A 19282-nucleotide genomic window follows, 5' to 3' on the forward strand; every position below is an offset into this window, starting at 1 on the left:
TACATTACAAGCGCGAAACAGTTTAAGGGGTTGATATCCGCCGACGCAGAGACCATATCGATGTCTCGTCGCCAGTGGAAGGTGAATCAACGTGCGACGCATTCTGGAAGAATCAAATTAGGTAAAGGTGAATATGGGTAAAGCTCTTGTCATCGTTGAGTCCCCGGCAAAAGCCAAAACGATCAACAAGTATCTGGGTAATGACTACGTGGTGAAATCCAGCGTCGGTCATATCCGTGATTTGCCGACCAGTGGCTCAGCAACTAAAAAGAGCGCCGACTCAACCTCCACCAAAACGGCTAAAAAGCCCAAAAAGGATGAACGTGGCGCTCTCGTCAACCGTATGGGTGTTGACCCGTGGCACAACTGGGATGCGCGCTATGAAGTGCTGCCTGGTAAAGAGAAAGTTGTTTCTGAACTGAAGCAACTGGCTGAAAAAGCCGACCACATCTATCTCGCAACCGACCTTGACCGCGAAGGGGAAGCCATTGCATGGCACCTGCGGGAAGTCATCGGTGGCGACGACACCCGCTACAGCCGCGTGGTGTTTAACGAAATTACCAAAAATGCTATTCGCCAGGCGTTTGAAAAACCGGGCGAGTTGAACATCGATCGTGTTAATGCGCAACAGGCGCGCCGCTTTATGGACCGTGTTGTGGGCTATATGGTGTCGCCACTGCTGTGGAAAAAAATTGCGCGTGGTCTGTCTGCCGGTCGCGTACAGTCTGTGGCTGTGCGTCTGGTGGTTGAGCGTGAACGCGAAATCAAAGCATTTGTTCCAGAAGAGTTCTGGGAAATTGATGCTAACACGACCACGCCGGGCGGCGACGCGTTGCCGCTTGAGGTGACGCATCAAAATGACAAACCGTTCCGTCCTGTAAATCGGGAACAAACGCTTGCCGCCGTTAGCCTGTTGGAAAAAGCGCGCTATAGCGTCCAGGAACGTGAAGATAAACCGACAAGCAGCAAGCCGAGCGCACCGTTCATTACCTCCACGCTACAGCAGGCTGCGAGCACGCGTCTGGGCTTTGGTGTGAAGAAAACCATGATGATGGCGCAGCGCTTGTATGAAGCGGGTTACATCACTTACATGCGTACTGACTCAACCAACCTGAGCCAGGATGCTGTCACCATGGTTCGCGATTACATCAGTGATAATTTTGGCAAAAAATATTTGCCGGAGAGCGCGAACCAGTACGCCAGCAAAGAGAACTCGCAGGAAGCACACGAAGCTATCCGTCCTTCCGATGTCGCCGTACTGGCGGAGTCGCTGAAAGATATGGAAGCCGATGCGCAAAAACTGTATCAGCTGATCTGGCGCCAGTTTGTAGCTTGTCAGATGACGCCAGCGAAATATGACTCTACCACCCTGACCGTGGGTGCGGGTGATTTCCGTCTGAAAGCGCGTGGTCGTATTCTGCGCTTCGATGGTTGGACCAAAGTGATGCCAGCACTGCGTAAGGGCGATGAAGATCGCATCTTACCGGCGGTGGACAAAGGCGATACCTTGACGCTTATCGAGCTGACACCTGCGCAGCACTTCACCAAGCCGCCTGCACGCTTCAGTGAAGCTTCGCTGGTTAAAGAGCTTGAAAAGCGTGGCATTGGTCGTCCATCCACCTATGCGTCGATCATCTCTACGATTCAGGATCGCGGTTATGTTCGCGTTGAAAACCGTCGCTTCTACGCTGAAAAAATGGGTGAAATCGTCACCGATCGTCTGGAAGAAAACTTCCGCGAGCTGATGAACTACGATTTTACCGCGCAGATGGAAGACAGCCTCGACCAGGTGGCGAATCACGAAGCCGAATGGAAGGGCGTACTCGACAACTTCTTCACTGATTTTACTCAGCAGTTAGATAAAGCCGAGAAAGATCCTGAAGAAGGCGGTATGCGTCCGAACCAGATGGTGCTGACCAGCATTGATTGCCCGACCTGCGGACGCAAGATGGGTATTCGTACCGCCAGTACCGGCGTTTTCCTTGGTTGCTCCGGCTACGCACTTTCCCCGAAAGAGCGTTGCAAAACCACCATTAACCTGGTGCCGGAAAACGAAGTATTGAACGTGCTGGAAGGCGATGACGCGGAAACGAACGCATTGCGCGCCAAACGCCGCTGCCAGAAGTGCGGTACGGCAATGGACAGTTATCTCATCGATCCTAAGCGTAAATTGCATGTGTGTGGTAATAACCCAACCTGCGACGGCTACGAGATCGAAGAGGGTGAATTCCGTATCAAGGGTTATGACGGTCCTATCGTAGAGTGCGAAAAATGTGGTTCTGAAATGCACCTGAAAATGGGACGTTTCGGCAAATACATGGCGTGTACCAACGACGAGTGTAAAAATACCCGTAAGATCCTGCGTAACGGTGAAGTTGCTCCGCCGAAAGAAGATCCGGTTCCGCTACCGGAACTGCCGTGTGAAAAATCTGACGCGTATTTCGTGTTACGTGATGGTGCTGCAGGTATCTTCCTGGCGGCCAATACGTTCCCGAAATCACGTGAGACTCGTGCGCCGTTGGTGGAAGAGTTGTACCGCTTCCGCGATCGCCTGCCGGAAAAACTGCGTTATCTGGCAGATGCGCCGCAAACTGACCCGGATGGTAACAAGTCTATGGTTCGTTTCAGCCGTAAAACCAAGCAGCAATACGTTGCCGCTGAGAAAGACGGTAAGGCGACTGGCTGGTCCGCGTTCTTCGTTGACGGTAAATGGGTAGAAGGGAAGAAATAACAGCGTTTCGGCTGAATTTCTCCTCAAAGGGTCGCGTAAGCGGCCCTTTTTGTTTCTGGCATATTATTTTTTGTCATACCTATACAGCGTACATATAAATGATATAGTGGTTATAGTTAACAGACTTTTTATTATTAAATCGTATTAGCAGCGCCCACGAGCCTGCACTGAAACGATGATTTGATGGCGCGAATCGGGATGGCATAACATGAAATTACAGCAGCTTCGCTACATTGTTGAGGTGGTGAACCACAACCTTAATGTCTCCTCAACGGCGGAAGGGCTTTATACCTCTCAGCCCGGTATCAGTAAGCAAGTTCGTATGCTGGAAGATGAACTTGGCATCCAGATTTTCGCCCGTAGCGGTAAGCATCTGACCCAGGTTACGCCTGCGGGGCAGGAAGTTATCCGTATTGCGCGCGAAGTACTGTCTAAGGTAGATGCTATTAAGTCCGTTGCTGGCGAACATACCTGGCCGGATAAAGGCTCGCTGTATATCGCCACCACGCACACCCAGGCACGTTACGCTTTGCCGAACGTGATTAAAGGTTTTATTGAGCGATATCCTCGTGTTTCATTGCATATGCATCAGGGATCGCCGACGCAAATTGCCGAAGCCGTCTCGAAAGGGAATGCGGATTTTGCCATCGCGACGGAAGCCCTGCATCTGTATGACGATCTGGTGATGTTACCTTGCTACCACTGGAACCGTTCGATTGTCGTCACGCCGGATCATCCGCTGGCGGGAAAATCCTCGGTTTCTATTGAGGAACTGGCACAGTATCCACTGGTAACCTACACCTTTGGATTTACCGGGCGTTCGGAGCTGGACACCGCGTTTAACCGTGCGGGTCTGGAGCCGCGTATTGTTTTTACCGCGACCGATGCCGATGTTATTAAAACCTATGTCCGTCTGGGGCTCGGCGTGGGTGTAATTGCCAGTATGGCGGTTGATCCTGTTTCCGATCCTGACCTGGTACGTGTGGATGCGCACGATATCTTCAGCCATAGCACCACCAAAATTGGTTTTCGTCGCAGCACCTTCTTACGCAGTTACATGTATGATTTCATTCAACGTTTCGCGCCGCATCTGACGCGTGATGTGGTGGACACGGCGGTGGCTCTACGTTCCAACGATGATATTGAAGCCATGTTTAAAGATATTAAATTGCCTGAGAAATAATAACGGTTGTTACCTTGTCGGTATCCGTAAGCCGTAAGCATAAAGTGATACCGACGGGAGAGTCTTAATTTATTCATTATTTCTCCTCCTATATATTAACCATATATTATTTATGGAAAAAGTTCTCTAAAGTAGTTTCAAATTAGTCAGCTTGCCAAAAATCACTCTCAAATATTCATAATTGATCAAACAATTGATTTATTTATCAGATCGAGTCCGAAAATTAACTGGCTTTTTTTCGCCTTTTTTATTAGGATTCCTCCTATCTGATGATTAATTGTACCAATTGTTTGGTGCCTAAATGATAAGTGATTTCGATAGTATGAGGTTAGCGATGCCTTCAGGAAACCAGCCTGCACGCCGGGATCCCGCGATGAAACGTAAAGCCTGGTTCGCCGTGTTTCTTGGCTCTGCGATATTCTGGATTATTGTCGCACTCGTGGCCTGGAACGTGTGGGGGTAAGTATGTCCGCACCGGAGCAGCACTCTACCGTGACGCCAGCGTCTCATGACCATGAGCAAGAGAGCAAAACCGTAGCCGAGAAGGATCCAAAGATACCCGAATCCTGGAATCTCTCTCCTGAACAACGGGCGTTTATTGATCTCTTAACCGGTGATGATGAACAGAAACAATAATTCGTACGTATTTTATAATAATAACGATTACCTCGTGGCCTTAAATATCGAATCGTTTATCCCATGTATTCACCATCAGCCACCTAATCAACGTATTATCGATTGCGCTATTGCCTGCTGAATATTCATCCTATTCATCTACACGGCTAGATCTTACTCCCTACCATTGACCTCACTTCGCGCTTTTGTATCGCGCGCTACTTTTATCAATTTGGGTTGTTATCAAAGCGTTACATTTTGTTTGTGTTATCTTTAATACTAACCCTGAGGAAATCAGGGGATCCAACCCTGTCATTTAAGGAGGAGCTATGTCGTCGACCCTACGAGAAGCCAGTAAGGACACATTGCAGGTTAAAGATAAAACCTACCGCTACTACAGTTTACCTCTGGCCGCTAAATCACTGGGTGATATCACCCGACTACCCAAATCGCTGAAAGTGTTACTGGAAAACCTGCTTCGTTGGCAGGATGGTAATTCCGTAACCGAAGATGATATTCATGCGCTCGCACATTGGCTGAAGACTGCCCATGCCGATCGTGAAATTGCCTATCGACCCGCTCGTGTTCTGATGCAGGATTTTACCGGCGTGCCGGCGGTGGTCGATCTGGCTGCCATGCGCGAAGCGGTGAAACGTTTGGGCGGAGATACAGCAAAGGTGAATCCGCTTTCGCCAGTGGACCTTGTCATTGACCACTCGGTAACGGTGGACCGTTTTGGTGATGATGATGCTTTCGAAGAAAACGTACGCCTGGAAATGGAACGTAACCATGAGCGTTATGTGTTCCTGAAATGGGGACAGCAGGCATTTAGTCGCTTCAGCGTTGTACCACCAGGAACGGGGATTTGCCACCAGGTTAATCTTGAATACCTCGGCAAAGCCGTCTGGAGCGAGTTACAGGACGGTGAGTGGGTGGCTTACCCTGACACGTTGGTCGGAACCGATTCCCATACGACAATGATTAATGGTCTCGGTGTGCTGGGATGGGGCGTTGGAGGCATTGAGGCCGAAGCAGCAATGCTGGGTCAACCGGTCTCTATGCTTATCCCGGATGTTGTGGGCTTCAAACTGGTGGGAAAACTGCGGGAAGGCATCACCGCTACTGACCTGGTTTTAACCGTCACCCAGATGCTGCGTAAGCACGGCGTGGTCGGTAAATTCGTTGAATTCTACGGTGATGGGCTGGACACCTTACCGCTGGCCGATCGGGCAACCATTGCGAACATGTCACCGGAATACGGCGCAACCTGCGGTTTCTTCCCGATCGATAGCATCACTCTTGAATATATGCGTCTGAGTGGGCGCAGTGAGGAGCAGGTTGAGCTGGTCAGCGCCTATGCCAAAGCGCAGGGAATGTGGCGTAATCCTGGGGATGAACCCGTATTTACCAGTTCACTGGAGCTGGATATGGGCAGTGTAGAAGCTAGCCTTGCCGGACCGAAGCGTCCGCAGGATCGGGTGGCACTGGCTGATGTCCCGAAAGCGTTTTCGGCGAGTAATGAACTCGAAGTGAATAGCTCGCTGAAAGATCGCCAGCCAGTGGACTATACAATGAACGGTCACCAGTACCAGCTGCCGGATGGTGCTGTGGTTATTGCAGCGATCACTTCCTGTACCAACACCTCTAACCCAAGCGTATTGATGGCGGCGGGGCTGCTGGCGAAAAAAGCAGTGACGCTTGGTCTGAAACGTCAGCCATGGGTGAAAGCCTCGCTGGCGCCAGGATCGAAGGTGGTGTCTGATTATCTGGCGCAGGCAGGGTTCACGCTGTACCTTGATGAGCTGGGATTTAACCTTGTAGGTTATGGCTGTACCACCTGTATCGGTAACTCGGGTCCGTTACCCGATCCTATCGAGACTGCTATCAAAAAAGGCGACCTCACCGTTGGTGCTGTGCTTTCCGGCAACCGAAACTTTGAGGGGCGTATCCATCCGCTCGTGAAGACCAACTGGTTGGCGTCTCCGCCGCTGGTGGTGGCCTATGCGCTGGCGGGGAATATGAATATCAATCTGACTAAAGATCCGTTAGGGCATGACAGAAAGGGCGATCCCGTATATCTGAAAGATATCTGGCCGACGGCTCAGGAAATTGCCCGTGCCGTGGAGCAGGTCTCTACCGCCATGTTCCATAAAGAGTATGCTGAAGTGTTTGAAGGCACGCCGGAATGGAAAGCAATCCAGGTCGATCGGGCTGATACCTATGGCTGGCAGTCTGACTCAACCTATATCCGCTTGTCGCCGTTCTTCGATGGTATGCAGGCGACGCCGGATCCGGTCCAGGACATTCATGGTGCGCGTATCCTTGCAATGCTTGGAGATTCCGTCACCACTGACCATATTTCTCCTGCAGGTAGTATTAAGCCGGACAGCCCGGCGGGGCGTTATCTGCAAAGCCACGGCGTGGAGCGTAAAGATTTTAACTCCTACGGTTCACGACGCGGGAATCATGAAGTCATGATGCGTGGTACCTTTGCCAATATTCGTATTCGCAATGAGATGGTACCCGGCGTGGAAGGTGGGATGACGCGTCATTTGCCGGGAACTGAGGTAGTGGCTATCTATGATGCGGCTATGCAATATCAACAAGAGAATATTCCCCTGGCGGTTATTGCCGGGAAAGAGTATGGCTCTGGCTCCAGCCGCGACTGGGCGGCGAAAGGCCCGCGCTTGCTGGGGGTTCGCGTGGTTATCGCAGAGTCCTTTGAGCGAATTCACCGTTCTAATCTGATTGGTATGGGGATTTTACCGCTGGAATTCCCGCAGGGCGTCACGCGTAAAACGCTGGGACTAACCGGTGAGGAAGCGATCGATATTACGGATCTGCAAAACATCAAACCGGGTGCAACAGTGCCGGTGAGTATGGTTCGCTCGGATGGACGTAAAGAAGTTGTTTTATGCCGCTGCCGTATCGATACCGCGACGGAGCTAACGTACTACCAAAACGATGGCATTCTGCACTACGTGATTCGTAATATGTTGAGCTAGAATGTAAAAAGCCTGCGAGAGCAGGCTTTATTATCGGCGGTAACAACTATTACTTGCCCAGCAAATGTCCCATCTTGGCGGCTTTGGTGTCCAGGTAATGTTCATTGTTCGGGTTACGACCCACAATCAGCGGCACGCGTTCAACAATATTGATTCCCGCTTCGGTCAGAATTTCCACTTTTTTCGGGTTATTGGTCAGCAAACGAACTTCGTCCACACCAAGCAGCTTGAACATATCCGCACACAGCGTGAAATCACGCTCATCTGCCGCAAAGCCCAACTGATGGTTAGCTTCAACGGTATCATAACCCTGGTCCTGCAACGCGTAGGCGCGGATTTTATTGAGCAGGCCGATATTGCGTCCTTCCTGACGATGATAAAGCAGGATACCGCGCCCTTCTTCAGCAATATGGGTGAGAGCCGCTTCGAGCTGGAAACCGCAATCGCAACGCAGGCTAAACAATGCATCGCCAGTCAGACATTCGGAGTGGACACGGGCCAGGACAGGCGTTTGGCCTGTGATATCGCCAAAAACCAGTGCGACGTGATCGTGTCCGGTTGCCAGTTCTTCAAATCCCACCATCAGGAAATCACCCCAGGGGGTTGGCAGTTTGGCTTCTGCCACACGTTTAAGCTGCATGTAATTCTCCAGATTATGCTGGCACTGTCGTGCCGTCGCCTGTTGGCTTCTGTTCTATATTGCACTATTTTGCCATAAGGCAACGATGTTCACCTAATCGCGACAACGGATTCGCTTTTGGAATGGCACAAAATTGTCAATTTCCCCGGCATGCGCTTTTTTCAGTTATGATTGTGAGACTTATCGACGAAAGGAGAGGCAATGCTGTCAATTGCAAAGCGCACTGCGGTCGGGGCTGGGCTGCTACTTATTATGCCGGTTGCCGTATGGGTATCGGGCTGGAGCTGGCAGCCGGGACATAACGTTTGGTGGCTAAAATCTCTGTACTGGATAACGGAAACGGTGACGCAGCCGTGGGGCATTATCACTCACGTTGTTCTCTGTGCATGGTTTCTGTGGTGTCTGCGTTTTCGTCTGAAAGCTGCGGTAATGCTGTTTGCGATCCTGGCTGCGGCCATTTTAGTCGGTCAGGGCGTGAAGTCCTGGGTTAAAGACAGGGTGCAGGAACCTCGGCCCTTTGTCGTGTGGCTGGAAAAAACGCACCATATTCCGGTTGATGAGTTCTACACTTTAAAACGTAAAGAACGTGGTCACTTAGTTAAAGAGCAATTGGCCGAACAACAGGATATTCCGACGTTTCTACGTAAGCACTGGCAAAAAGAAACAGGGTTTGCCTTTCCGTCAGGGCATACGATGTTTGCCGCCAGTTGGGCTTTACTGGCCGTAGGGCTGTTATGGCCACGCCGACGTACGCTGACAATTGTGTTTTTACTTATCTGGGCTACGGGCGTTATGGGCAGTCGCTTGCTATTAGGCATGCACTGGCCCCGTGATTTGGTTGTTGCAACGCTGATTTCATGGTTGCTGGTAACGCTGGCGACATGGCTTGCGCAGCGGGTATGCGGACCATTAACGCCGCCTGTGCAGGAGGAAAAAGAAATCGCTCAGCGTGAACAAGAAAGTTAGCCATGATTGATTTTTCGAATTTTGCCCTTAAATCAGAAAGGGGAAAGCGCTTTTCCGTTTCGCACTCGTTGTGAAAATGGTAATTTAAAGGGCTCAACGCGGTAAGTTGTACACGATTTATTCGCTCAAACCACATAACGGGAAGTAATGTGAAATATTTACTCATTTTCTTACTGGTGTTGGCGATTTTTGTTATTTCGGTGACATTAGGTGCGCAAAACGATCAACAGGTTACGTTTAATTACCTGCTGGCTCAGGGTGAGTATCGTATCTCTACGCTGCTTGCTGTATTGTTTGCCGCAGGTTTTGCGATTGGTTGGTTAATTTGCGGCCTTTTCTGGCTGAAGGTTCGTGTGTCTCTTGCGCGTGCCGAACGTAAAATCAAACGACTGGAAAACCAGCTTACGCCTGCGACCGACGTTGCGGTTTCTGCCGATTCGTCGGTTGTGAAGGAATAATTATTTATGTTGGAGTTGTTGTTTCTGCTTTTGCCTGTAGCCGCTGCCTATGGGTGGTATATGGGTCGCAGAAGTGCGCAACAAACCAAGCAGGATGAAGCTAACCGTCTTTCCCGTGACTATGTCGCCGGGGTTAACTTCCTCCTGAGCAACCAACAAGACAAAGCGGTGGATCTGTTCCTCGATATGCTAAAAGAGGATACGGGCACCGTTGAGGCTCATCTCACCCTCGGAAACCTGTTTCGCTCGCGCGGTGAAGTCGACCGCGCAATCCGCATCCATCAAACGTTAATGGAAAGTGCTTCGCTGACCTACGAGCAGCGTTTGTTGGCCGTACAACAGCTGGGGCGCGACTACATGGCCGCAGGTCTGTACGACCGCGCGGAAGACATGTTTAATCAGCTTACCGATGAAACAGATTTTCGCGTCGGTGCATTACAGCAACTGCTGCAAATTTATCAGGCGACCAGCGAATGGCAGAAAGCGATTGATGTTGCAGAACGCCTGGTGAAGCTCGGTAAAGATAAACAACGTATCGAGATAGCTCACTTCTACTGCGAACTGGCCTTACAGCAGATGGGCAGCGACGATATGGATCGCGCCATGACGCTGTTGAAAAAAGGGGCTGCGGCAGACAAAAACAGTGCACGTGTTTCCATCATGATGGGCCGGGTGTACATGGTGAAAGGTGATTACGCGAAGGCCGTTGAAAGTCTGCAACGCGTGATTTCTCAGGATAAAGAACTGGTCAGCGAAACGCTGGAAATGCTGCAAAGCTGCTACCAGCATCTGGGGAAAAATGATGAGTGGGCCGAGTTTTTACGTCGGGCCGTTGAGGAGAATACTGGCGCCGCCGCAGAGCTGATGCTGGCCGATATTCTTGAAGCGCGTGAGGGGACTGATACCGCTCAGGTTTATATTACCCGCCAGCTACAACGCCATCCTACGATGCGCGTGTTCCACAAGTTGATGGATTACCATCTTAACGAAGCAGAAGAAGGGCGCGCGAAAGAGAGCCTGATGGTTCTGCGCGATATGGTTGGGGAGCAGGTGCGCAGCAAGCCGCGCTATCGTTGCCAGAAGTGCGGATTTACCGCATATACACTGTACTGGCACTGCCCATCCTGTCGCTCATGGTCAACCATTAAGCCTATTCGCGGACTTGATGGGCTGTAATTTTTAAAAAAACCTTACTTTAGTTACAACATACTAATGATGTGTAACCAATCCATCCTCAACCTCCGTTGCCAAATTCGCCTGGCAGAAATGTAATCGCGCCTGTTAATTTTCTATTGCCGCAGGTAGAATGCACGCCGTTTACCCATTTTGCGCCGCTGATGGCGCCCATCCTCAGGAAGGTCTGGTCATGACGTTTACTGCTTCATCTTCTTCTCGTGCTGTTACTGATACTCCTGTCGTTGTCGCTCTCGATTATTCCAATCGTGATAAAGCATTAGCTTTTGTCGACAGAATTGATCCTCGTGATTGCCGTTTGAAAGTGGGCAAAGAGATGTTCACGCTTTTTGGACCTCAGTTGGTTCGCGATCTACAACAGCGTGGCTTTGACGTCTTTCTTGATTTGAAATTTCATGATATTCCCAACACTACCGCGCATGCCGTTGCGGCAGCTGCCGAGCTTGGCGTGTGGATGGTTAACGTTCATGCTTCAGGTGGGGCGCGTATGATGACCGCTGCACGTGAAGCCCTGGTGCCTTTTGGTAAGGATGCGCCGCTGCTGATTGCAGTAACAGTTCTGACCAGTATGGAAGCCAGCGATCTTGCCGACCTTGGCGTGACGTTGTCACCTGCGGAGCATGCGGAAAGGCTGGCGCGCTTAACCCAACATTGTGGTTTGGATGGCGTCGTATGCTCCGCGCAGGAAGCAGTGCGATTCAAGCAGGCATTTGGCCAGGCATTTAAACTGGTAACGCCGGGTATTCGCCCTGAAGGTAGCGAGGCAGGCGACCAGCGTCGCATTATGACGCCGGAACAGGCACAGTCAGCTGGCGTGGATTATATGGTTATTGGTCGTCCGGTCACACAGTCGGCAGATCCGGCTCAGACGCTGAAGATGATCAATGCCTCCCTGAAACGAGGTGCGTAAATGAACGACTCAAATTCTCGTCTGGTCTACTCAACTGACACCGGGCGTATTGATGAACCGAAAGCCGTCCCAGAGCGTCCCAAAGGCGACGGCATTGTCCGTATCCAGCGACAGACCAGTGGCCGCAAAGGTAAGGGCGTGTGCCTGATTACTGGAATAGATCAGGACGATGCTGAACTGACCAAATTAGCTGCGGAACTGAAGAAAAAATGTGGTTGCGGCGGGGCAGTGAAGGATGGCGTGATTGAGATACAGGGTGATAAACGCGATCTGATTAAATCGCTGCTGGAAGCCAAAGGAATGAAAGTTAAATTGGCTGGCGGTTAATAAAAAAAGCCACGGAATTTTCCGTGGCTTTTTAATAATACAGACCTGAAAAAGTAAACGTATTATTATATCGAGCCGTTTAACCGTAAATTATTTACCCACCTGGTGGCCAATAATACCACCTACTGCAGCACCACCCAGCGTGCCCAGCGTGCTGCCGTCAGTCAGGACTGCACCACCGATTGCACCAGCACCAGCACCAATTGCGGTGTTACGGTCACGTTTGGACCAGTTAGAGCAGGCACTCAGCGACATTGCCAGAGTAATCGCCAAAATGGCAGCGGTCATTTTTTTGCTCGTTACTAACATAATACTTTCTCCTGAATTATTGATTCACGGAATCCAGTTTTCTTTAAGAATAGCGCTAAATTTAGGCTAACGAAGATATTTCCGTGAAACCGTTTAGCGAAGGCATGACAAACACTATCCTGAGATTGGAGGTTCGTTCCTGTTATATCGCTAACATTAATTTTACGACTTAATCCTGTTAACGACAGGTAAAAAGTCTTAATTGGACTGTCAGATAACTCTCAGAGAGGAGATGATTTGCCGACTGACAAATCATCTGCTGAAGATTTTATGCGTGCGCATCAATGATATTGACGGTTAATCCTGAATGCTCGAGCTGCATTTGTACGCTGGCGCTGAGTCTGGAATCCGTGACTACGCGGCTGAATCGCTCTAATGGACCCAGCGTGTAAGGGTGAATGGCTTCGAATTTTGAGCTGTCAGTAAGTACAATAACTTCTGCACCTTTTTCCAGCACCGCGTTAACCACATCAGAACGCATCATGTCGCGTCCGGTGAAGCCGGTGTCAGCCTGCCAGCCATCAATGCCGATAAAGGCCTTGCTGAAGTGTACCTGCTGGATGAACTGGCGAGTTAAGGGCCCCACCATGCTTTCGCTTTTTTTCTGATAGATGCCGCCAAGGAGAATCACTTCGCAGGGGGTTTCTTTCAGCAGATGGGCTATATAGCTGCTGACGGTAATGATGGTGACATCTTTTTGCTCCGCCAGCGTTCTGGCCAAGAGCGCATTGCTGCTGCCGTTTTCAATGAATACGGACTCGCCAGGGCTTACCAAAGATGCGGCAAATTCGGCCAGCTCACGCTTCAGCGTAAAATTAGTCATCATGCGCGTTTCCACATCATCACTGTTCAATGAAACAGCAAAACCGTGCGCACGGCGTAAATAGCTCTGTTTCTCCAGTGTGTTCAGATCCTGTCGAATCGTCACTTCTGAGACACCGGTGATTTTTGCCAGTTCGGCAACGCTCATCTGACCTTTATCAGTCACCATCTGCAAAATAGATTGTTGTCGGGAATTCATAATATTAATTTTATTGCGATATCGTATCGGAAATTAAACGGAAACTGCCTCATATGCAGTTTGCTGATAGCAGCGACATTAAAGGGTTAATGTCATCAGATCTCCCAGGGAGCCTTGTGATTTTTGGGCAAAGACTCGGCATCTTCTTTGGCCGTGTCTAGCAGCTCAGCCTTCAGAATTTCGAGATTGTGGATGGCTGAGTGGTAATCACCTGCAACGAGGATATCCAGCACGGTATCAATGCGTTCGGCCAGACGCTGAGCGTCGATATCAGACATGGTTATCATCCTAATGGCAATCGAGTTTGAATTTCATGATGCAGAATTTCATGGCAAAAGAGAAGGGAAAAATAGTATTAACTATCAATGATAGAAGAATATTATATATTCCGTGATTACATGCAGATAGGATCGTTACGTTATGTCCATTTATGGCTATTAACGACGTTTGATCCCACTGCGTTAGCGCGTTTTTTTATTCAGATGTCGTCGATACCAACGTTCAAATGCAGCCGCTGGCATTGGTTTGGCAAACAAAAAACCCTGACGTTCGTTGACGCCATTTTTGGTTAAAAAGGCATCCTCTTTCGCGCTTTCAACACCTTCGGCGATGACCTGCAGATTGAGTGCTTGTGCGACCGCAACAATGGCACGTACAAGCGACTGCGAAATAGGTTGTTTGTGTACATCCCTGACAAAGGTTTGATCCAATTTAATTGCATCAAGCGGGAAGCGGGCCAGTTGAGACAGTGACGAATATCCAGTACCAAAATCATCCAAATGGATTTGCGCCCCCAACTGGCTAAACTGCTGAATGACGGACAGTGCCAACTGCTCATTTTCAATCAAACTGCTTTCCGTTAACTCGACATCAATGGGGCAATATTCAAAGTCGAGTTCATGAAGCACCTGTTTGAGATCGGTAAATAGCGTCTGATCGGCGAGCTGGCGGGCAGAAACGTTTACCGCCACGCGCAGATTGATTCCCTTGGCGCGCCATTTTGCGACCTGACGCACAACGTCCAGAATAACCCAGCGACCCAGCGGAACAATAAGCCCTGATTCTTCGGCGTAGGAGATAAATTCCAGTGGTGGAATGAGGCCGCGTTCCGGAGACTGCCAGCGTACCAGCGCCTCCAGGCTGCGCACCTCGCCTCGCCAGGTTATCTTTGGCTGATAATGGATAACCAGTTGATCGTTTTCCAGCGCCTTGCGCAGGTTAGTATCCAGCCACAGGTATTCAAATACCCGCTGATTCATTTCCGGAGAGAAAACACAAAACTGTCCGCGGCCGCCTTCTTTCGCGGTGTACATGGCCGTATCGGCGTTACGAATGACGCTCTCGCAGTCCTGACCATGCTGTGGAGCGAGGGAAATACCAATAGAGCAGCCGGTATAGACTTCAATCAGGCCAATGCGAAAGGGTTGACGCAGGCGTGTCAGAATGCGCGATGCGGTAGCTTCCAGAGTGCTCTGGGACGTTTCGGTGGCAAGGACGATAAATTCATCACCGCCAAACCGAGCCAATAGCTGGTTGTCGTCAAGACAACTGAGAATTGCCAGCGACACGCTCTGCAACAGCTGATCGCCAAACATGTGCCCGTAGGCATCGTTCACCTTTTTGAAGTTATCCAGATCGAGATATACAATCCCAACCTGAGTATCACCTGCGTTCTCAATCGCATCGCTTATCAGCTCATGAATGGCGTTGCGGTTCGGTAATCCGGTGATGGAGTCGGTATTAGCCAACATCCGCAGGCGTTCCTGCGCGCGACGTTCTTCAGTGATATCGGTGCCGGAACAGATCAGAAATATTTCGTTCTTGCCGCTACCGTTATGTACAAACTTATTGCGAAAAAGAAACAGGCGCTGACCTTTGCAGGTCTTCACCCATCGTTCGACCTCATATGAGTTACCTTCGCGAAAAAAGACCTCGATGTTGCGTCTGGAGGCTGCGGCTTCACGTCGACTCATAAATAATGTGAATACACTTTGGCCAATAACTTCACGTTCTTTGAGGCCGGTGTACTCTTCACACAGGCGATTAAAACGCTGAATGTTGCCCATGCGGTCAAGAATGACAATAACGGAATTGGCTTCAGAAACGACCTGTTCGGCAAAAGAGAGCCCGTGAGCCAGGTCGCGGGCGACGGAAGGGGTGTCATCCCAGGCGGATGCGCTACCGGCCCATTCGCGTTTATTGATTTTTCGACCGACCAGATGCACAGATATGTCGTCATCTTCAATGGGTAACGTCATTAACAGACTTGACGTAATCACCGTCATCTCGCGAATGCGGTCGGCCTGCTCGGGTGATAATTCGATGGTCTGCTCAGCTTCTGCTGTTTCATCAATAGAGAAATGCAGGATGTTGCAATCCTCTGACAAACGCCAGTAGGGGTTATGAGTGCCCACATAGCTATACAACGTAACCAGCTCCCGGACGTCTTTCATGATGTGTACTATCCCGTTTAAAGCGCATAGAGCCTCAAAAGTAAGGGTAGCCATGATTCATTCAGGGTGATTATGGCTGAACGTATTGTTTTTTTTATATATTTATGTGTAATCCAGAATCCGTAAAAAGCAAAGCAAACGGAACTGAAAATAGTAAAAAAATAATTTTGACCGATTGAAAGAAGTGTAGTGCCTGGTGGGAATTTGGGCGGAAAAAAGAAAACGACCTTTCACAAAATGAGAAAGGTCGCTGGGTTACGACATTTTACATAGCGGGACGTGCGATAACGCTGCGGGTTTCCATGCGAACTTCGGCGATAGTTACGTCAATCACATCTGTGACTTTGTAAACCACTTCACCTTTGATTTGTACGGTACCACTTTCCTGGCTGCAGACCAGTTCGTCACGCACGGCGTGCAGGAAGGGGGCAGGAATAAAGGCAACAGCGCCATTATCAACCAAACGTACGCGCATGCCGCCGCGGCTGACGTCGATGATCTCGGCCGCAAAGCGGGTGTCGGTTCCGGCTTTATCACTCAGGAAACGGGCGTATAGCCAGTCACCCACGTCACGCTCAGCCATCCGGTTCAGGCGACGACGTTCCGCCATTTGCACAGTGGTATCATCCTGAGGTCGAGCGACGGTTTCGCCTTTGATGACAGCCTTAAGCAGACGGTGGTTGATCATATCGCCGTACTTACGGATTGGGGAAGTCCAGGTGGCATATGCCTCCAGACCAAGCCCAAAGTGTGGACCTGGCTCAATACTAATTTCAGCGTAAGACTGGAAGCGGCGAATTCGGCTGTCGAGGAAACCGGATGGCTGAGCATCTAGTTCGCGGCGCAGTTTGCAGAAACCTTCCAGTGTTAGTACTTCTTCGGCATCGACGTGCATACCGTGGGTTTTCAGCAGCGAGGCCAGAGCGTCGGCGTTGGCCGGGTCGAATCCCATATGGACGTTATAAATACCGAAGCCCAGCTTGTCGCGAAGCACACGGGCGGCGCAAATATTTGCCGCAATCATGGATTCTTCCACGATACGGTTTGCGATGCGGCGTGGCTCAGCGACGATGTCCAGTACTTCACCTTTTTCACCGAGAACGAAACGGTAATCCGGGCGATCTTTAAAGACCAGCGCGTGGTTATGACGCCACTCTCCTCGGCTCAGGCAAATACGGTGTAGCAGACGGATTTGTTCCGCAATCGCGTCGTTTTCTGGTTGCCACTCGCCAGTACCTTCCAGCCAGTCGGAAACATTGTCATAGGCCAGCTTCGCTTTAGACTCGATGGTTGCGGCGAAGAAGGTGATGTTGTCTTCAATCGTGCCATCGGCGGTAATGCTCATACGACAAGCTAAAACCGGGCGCACTTCGTTCGCGCGCAGAGAGCAGAGATCGTCAGACAATTCACGTGGTAACATCGGGATATTGAACCCCGGTAAATAATTGGTGAACGCGCGAATTTTTGCCGTTTTATCCAGCTTGCTGCCTTCTGCAATCCAGGCTGTTGGGTCGGCAATGGCGACGGTTAATTGTAGCGAGCCGTCAGCTTGTTCTTCAGCATACAGCGCATCGTCCATATCTTCGGTGCTGGCGCTGTCGATGGTGACGAAATTGAGGGCGGTTAAATCTTCACGAACCAGGCCTTCGTCCAGCATTTCGGTTGCTACACCGTCTGGGGCTTCTTTTTCCAGATTATGGCGTGCCAGTGTGACCCACCACGGGACAAAGTGGTCATCAGCAAAAGTGATAAATTGGGTTAACTCGGCGTAGAAGGTGCGATCGCCTTTCAGCGGATGGCGGCGCATTTCTGCAACAGCCCAGTCGCCTTCTTTAAATTCATGTTCAACGCCGCGGGTTGCACGACAAGGAATAGCATCTTTCAGTAACGGATGATCCGGCACAATGGACAGACGGTCATTTTTGCCCTGAACTTTACCCACGAAGCGCGTCAGGAAGGGTTCGATCAGTTCTTCCGGCTCAGCAGACTCACGATCTTTTTCTGTATGGATAACCGCAACAATACGGTCGCCATGCATCACTTTTTTCATCTGCGGCGGTGGAATGAAATAGCTTTTTTGTGCATCGACTTCCAGGAAGCCAAAGCCTTTTTCCGTGGCTTTTACCACCCCTTCAGCACGTGGCGTCTGGGAATGTAGTTGCTGTTTAAGCTGCGCTAGCAGCGGGTTGTCCTGAAGCATAATTGTCTATTTTCGTGGCTAAAAGAGCGGCTGACAGTTTTACGCGATTCTGCCAGTGGCAGCAAGCGCTCTTTCAGTAAGTGGATCGGTTAATCAGTGTCGCCCAGCGCGATTTTCAAGCGATTCAACCATCCGCACAATCCACTCCAGGCTAGCAGGTTAATGGCCTGCTCTGAAGAGATTCCCTGATCGAACAAAGGCGTTAACAGTGCGGTGCTAAAGCGGTCGGGCGCCCGGGTCAGCCATTGTACCGCCTGTAGGGTGACGCGCTCAACCGGATGTCGTTGTTCCCACCGTTGTAATTCACGTTCATCCTGACGAAGAACGGTAATGGCCTCGGTTAATTCATGAGCTGAATACGCATGTTCATTAAAACAGGCCACGCTGCCATTAATCCGTGAAGTCATCAGCGTCGCCAATGAAAATGCCTGCACTGGTATTCCGCTATGTTGCGTGCTGGAAATGAGCGACCCGAGTAAATCCAAAATGACGGGGGAATGTATCAGTAATGGCAGTAACGCTTGCAGTTCCTCGGGATAACGTCTGTCTATCGACTCATCATGATTAAGATGTTTTTCTATCGGGAATGGCGCAGCGTGCCAGGTTGTGTTTGTTGCATTAAATGGCGCAGCGTGAGCGAATTGTTGTATATCGAGACCCGGAATTCGGCGCACCGGATGTCCACACCAGGCCTGAAACAGGGCCACGATACGGGCCTGAAAACCGACGAATCCGATAATTTGATTCATCAGAATGCTATCGCTGGTGGTTAGCCCGACTGCATCCAGATGCTGGCGATCGCGCGCGCCTATCACGGCTGGAGAGCTGGCAAGTTGACGAGCATATTGGGTGATTTGCGCCAGTCGATGGTTACTTTCCCGCGAGGAGTCCGGCCCAGGAAGCGGTGTTAGACGCGCGGCATAGTGATTACATAATCGCTGGACGCCATATACCTGAGCGACGGTTAACGCCGTACTCATCCGTTCATAGGCACTGAATGTGTGCATCTGACTCAGATTTACGTGGGTCGGGAAGAGGATCTGTGCAAGTTTACGGGCAGGGATTAACCAGGATTGAAAAGGTAAAAGGGCGTCATCAGATATCGCCAGATCCAGTAAAAAGCAGTCGTCGACATGAGCGGCTTCCGGCACCAGCGGCAGAACATCTTGTGGATACATGCTGGATTGCGTCTCATGATACCAGTGGCTTTTGCCTTCAATTCGGCGTTGTTCCATGGGCGGTCCTTGGTCTAAAAAGTGGCGACCCGGAC

General features: G+C 50.4%; 17 protein-coding genes. 10 read left to right on the forward strand and 7 right to left on the reverse strand.

The window, feature by feature from the left end; translation table 11 throughout:
• The first annotated feature begins 133 nt into the window (after positions 1 to 133).
• The 5 genes from topA to acnA all read left to right on the forward strand — a co-directional run bounded on the left by topA (position 134) and on the right by acnA (position 7534).
• Positions 134 to 2731 (forward strand): type I DNA topoisomerase, encoded by a 2598-nt coding sequence (gene topA / locus JQN59_RS11065; RefSeq protein ID WP_149607726.1) that lies wholly within the window; start codon positions 134 to 136, stop codon positions 2729 to 2731.
• A gap of 208 nt (positions 2732 to 2939) precedes the next feature.
• Positions 2940 to 3914, forward strand: coding sequence for an HTH-type transcriptional regulator CysB (gene cysB, locus JQN59_RS11070; protein ID WP_003020610.1), 975 nt, complete (start codon positions 2940 to 2942; stop codon positions 3912 to 3914).
• Positions 3915 to 4236: 322 nt separating this feature from the next.
• The gene (locus JQN59_RS11075; RefSeq protein ID WP_213732144.1) at positions 4237 to 4377 is read left to right on the forward strand and encodes a YmiA family putative membrane protein; all 141 of its coding nucleotides are present in this window, start codon (positions 4237 to 4239) and stop codon (positions 4375 to 4377) included.
• Between the two features lie 2 nt (positions 4378 to 4379).
• Positions 4380 to 4550, forward strand: coding sequence for a hypothetical protein (locus tag JQN59_RS11080; protein WP_188110103.1), 171 nt, complete (start codon positions 4380 to 4382; stop codon positions 4548 to 4550).
• Between the two features lie 308 nt (positions 4551 to 4858).
• Positions 4859 to 7534 carry an aconitate hydratase AcnA gene (acnA, locus tag JQN59_RS11085; protein ID WP_149607727.1) on the forward strand — a complete coding sequence of 892 codons (2676 nt, stop codon included), beginning with the start codon at positions 4859 to 4861 and terminating at the stop codon, positions 7532 to 7534.
• A 49-nt stretch (positions 7535 to 7583) separates the two neighbouring features.
• On the opposite strand, the gene ribA is transcribed toward acnA, so the two are convergent.
• On the reverse strand, positions 7584 to 8174 hold the full coding sequence (gene ribA / locus JQN59_RS11090) for a GTP cyclohydrolase II (RefSeq protein ID WP_003020601.1): 591 nt from the start codon (positions 8172 to 8174) through the stop codon (positions 7584 to 7586).
• Between the two features lie 201 nt (positions 8175 to 8375).
• On the opposite strand from ribA, the gene pgpB reads away from it, so the two are divergent.
• The 5 genes from pgpB to yciH all read left to right on the forward strand — a co-directional run bounded on the left by pgpB (position 8376) and on the right by yciH (position 12029).
• Positions 8376 to 9140: a phosphatidylglycerophosphatase B gene (gene pgpB / locus JQN59_RS11095; protein WP_032943604.1), complete on the forward strand. Its 765-nt coding sequence runs from the start codon at positions 8376 to 8378 to the stop codon at positions 9138 to 9140.
• 149 nt (positions 9141 to 9289) lie between these two features.
• Complete coding sequence (locus JQN59_RS11100; protein WP_003020595.1) at positions 9290 to 9598, forward strand: LapA family protein; 309 nt, start codon at positions 9290 to 9292, stop codon at positions 9596 to 9598.
• Between the two features lie 6 nt (positions 9599 to 9604).
• Positions 9605 to 10774 carry a lipopolysaccharide assembly protein LapB gene (gene lapB, locus JQN59_RS11105; RefSeq protein ID WP_008784929.1) on the forward strand — a complete coding sequence of 390 codons (1170 nt, stop codon included), beginning with the start codon at positions 9605 to 9607 and terminating at the stop codon, positions 10772 to 10774.
• Positions 10775 to 10964: 190 nt separating this feature from the next.
• Positions 10965 to 11702, forward strand: coding sequence for an orotidine-5'-phosphate decarboxylase (gene pyrF / locus JQN59_RS11110; RefSeq protein ID WP_149607732.1), 738 nt, complete (start codon positions 10965 to 10967; stop codon positions 11700 to 11702).
• Positions 11703 to 12029 carry a stress response translation initiation inhibitor YciH gene (gene yciH, locus JQN59_RS11115; RefSeq protein ID WP_003833315.1) on the forward strand — a complete coding sequence of 109 codons (327 nt, stop codon included), beginning with the start codon at positions 11703 to 11705 and terminating at the stop codon, positions 12027 to 12029.
• 90 nt (positions 12030 to 12119) lie between these two features.
• Here yciH and osmB read toward each other — a convergent pair whose 3' ends face one another.
• The 6 genes from osmB to JQN59_RS11145 all read right to left on the reverse strand — a co-directional run bounded on the left by osmB (position 12120) and on the right by JQN59_RS11145 (position 19247).
• Positions 12120 to 12338 carry an osmotically-inducible lipoprotein OsmB gene (osmB, locus tag JQN59_RS11120; protein WP_003020583.1) on the reverse strand — a complete coding sequence of 73 codons (219 nt, stop codon included), beginning with the start codon at positions 12336 to 12338 and terminating at the stop codon, positions 12120 to 12122.
• 268 nt (positions 12339 to 12606) lie between these two features.
• Positions 12607 to 13359 (reverse strand): DNA-binding transcriptional regulator YciT, encoded by a 753-nt coding sequence (gene yciT, locus JQN59_RS11125; protein ID WP_003020580.1) that lies wholly within the window; start codon positions 13357 to 13359, stop codon positions 12607 to 12609.
• A 95-nt stretch (positions 13360 to 13454) separates the two neighbouring features.
• Positions 13455 to 13637 carry a YciZ family protein gene (locus JQN59_RS11130; protein ID WP_048223997.1) on the reverse strand — a complete coding sequence of 61 codons (183 nt, stop codon included), beginning with the start codon at positions 13635 to 13637 and terminating at the stop codon, positions 13455 to 13457.
• A gap of 183 nt (positions 13638 to 13820) precedes the next feature.
• Entirely contained in the window at positions 13821 to 15812 is a 1992-nt protein-coding gene (pdeR, locus tag JQN59_RS11135; protein WP_048216266.1) for a cyclic di-GMP phosphodiesterase, read from the reverse strand.
• Between the two features lie 265 nt (positions 15813 to 16077).
• Positions 16078 to 18012 (reverse strand): exoribonuclease II, encoded by a 1935-nt coding sequence (locus tag JQN59_RS11140; protein WP_048216267.1) that lies wholly within the window; start codon positions 18010 to 18012, stop codon positions 16078 to 16080.
• An 89-nt stretch (positions 18013 to 18101) separates the two neighbouring features.
• Positions 18102 to 19247, reverse strand: coding sequence for a carboxymuconolactone decarboxylase family protein (locus tag JQN59_RS11145; protein WP_103015355.1), 1146 nt, complete (start codon positions 19245 to 19247; stop codon positions 18102 to 18104).
• Between the last annotated feature and the right edge of the window lie 35 nt (positions 19248 to 19282).

It is taken from the genome of Citrobacter sp. B72 (assembly GCF_016894305.1).
GTDB lineage: Bacteria > Pseudomonadota > Gammaproteobacteria > Enterobacterales > Enterobacteriaceae > Citrobacter > Citrobacter portucalensis.

Coding starts and splice junctions, on each gene's coding strand:
- pyrF (WP_149607732.1), top strand. CDS start 10,965: ATGACGTTTACTGCTTCATCTTCTTCTCGTGCTGTTACTGATACTCCT.
- pgpB (WP_032943604.1), top strand. CDS start 8,376: ATGCTGTCAATTGCAAAGCGCACTGCGGTCGGGGCTGGGCTGCTACTT.
- JQN59_RS11075 (WP_213732144.1), top strand. CDS start 4,237: ATGAGGTTAGCGATGCCTTCAGGAAACCAGCCTGCACGCCGGGATCCC.
- JQN59_RS11130 (WP_048223997.1), bottom strand. CDS start 13,637: ATGTCTGATATCGACGCTCAGCGTCTGGCCGAACGCATTGATACCGTG.
- yciH (WP_003833315.1), top strand. CDS start 11,703: ATGAACGACTCAAATTCTCGTCTGGTCTACTCAACTGACACCGGGCGT.
- lapB (WP_008784929.1), top strand. CDS start 9,605: ATGTTGGAGTTGTTGTTTCTGCTTTTGCCTGTAGCCGCTGCCTATGGG.
- yciT (WP_003020580.1), bottom strand. CDS start 13,359: ATGAATTCCCGACAACAATCTATTTTGCAGATGGTGACTGATAAAGGT.
- JQN59_RS11145 (WP_103015355.1), bottom strand. CDS start 19,247: ATGGAACAACGCCGAATTGAAGGCAAAAGCCACTGGTATCATGAGACG.
- acnA (WP_149607727.1), top strand. CDS start 4,859: ATGTCGTCGACCCTACGAGAAGCCAGTAAGGACACATTGCAGGTTAAA.
- osmB (WP_003020583.1), bottom strand. CDS start 12,338: ATGTTAGTAACGAGCAAAAAAATGACCGCTGCCATTTTGGCGATTACT.
- ribA (WP_003020601.1), bottom strand. CDS start 8,174: ATGCAGCTTAAACGTGTGGCAGAAGCCAAACTGCCAACCCCCTGGGGT.
- JQN59_RS11140 (WP_048216267.1), bottom strand. CDS start 18,012: ATGCTTCAGGACAACCCGCTGCTAGCGCAGCTTAAACAGCAACTACAT.
- topA (WP_149607726.1), top strand. CDS start 134: ATGGGTAAAGCTCTTGTCATCGTTGAGTCCCCGGCAAAAGCCAAAACG.
- JQN59_RS11080 (WP_188110103.1), top strand. CDS start 4,380: ATGTCCGCACCGGAGCAGCACTCTACCGTGACGCCAGCGTCTCATGAC.
- pdeR (WP_048216266.1), bottom strand. CDS start 15,812: ATGAAAGACGTCCGGGAGCTGGTTACGTTGTATAGCTATGTGGGCACT.
- cysB (WP_003020610.1), top strand. CDS start 2,940: ATGAAATTACAGCAGCTTCGCTACATTGTTGAGGTGGTGAACCACAAC.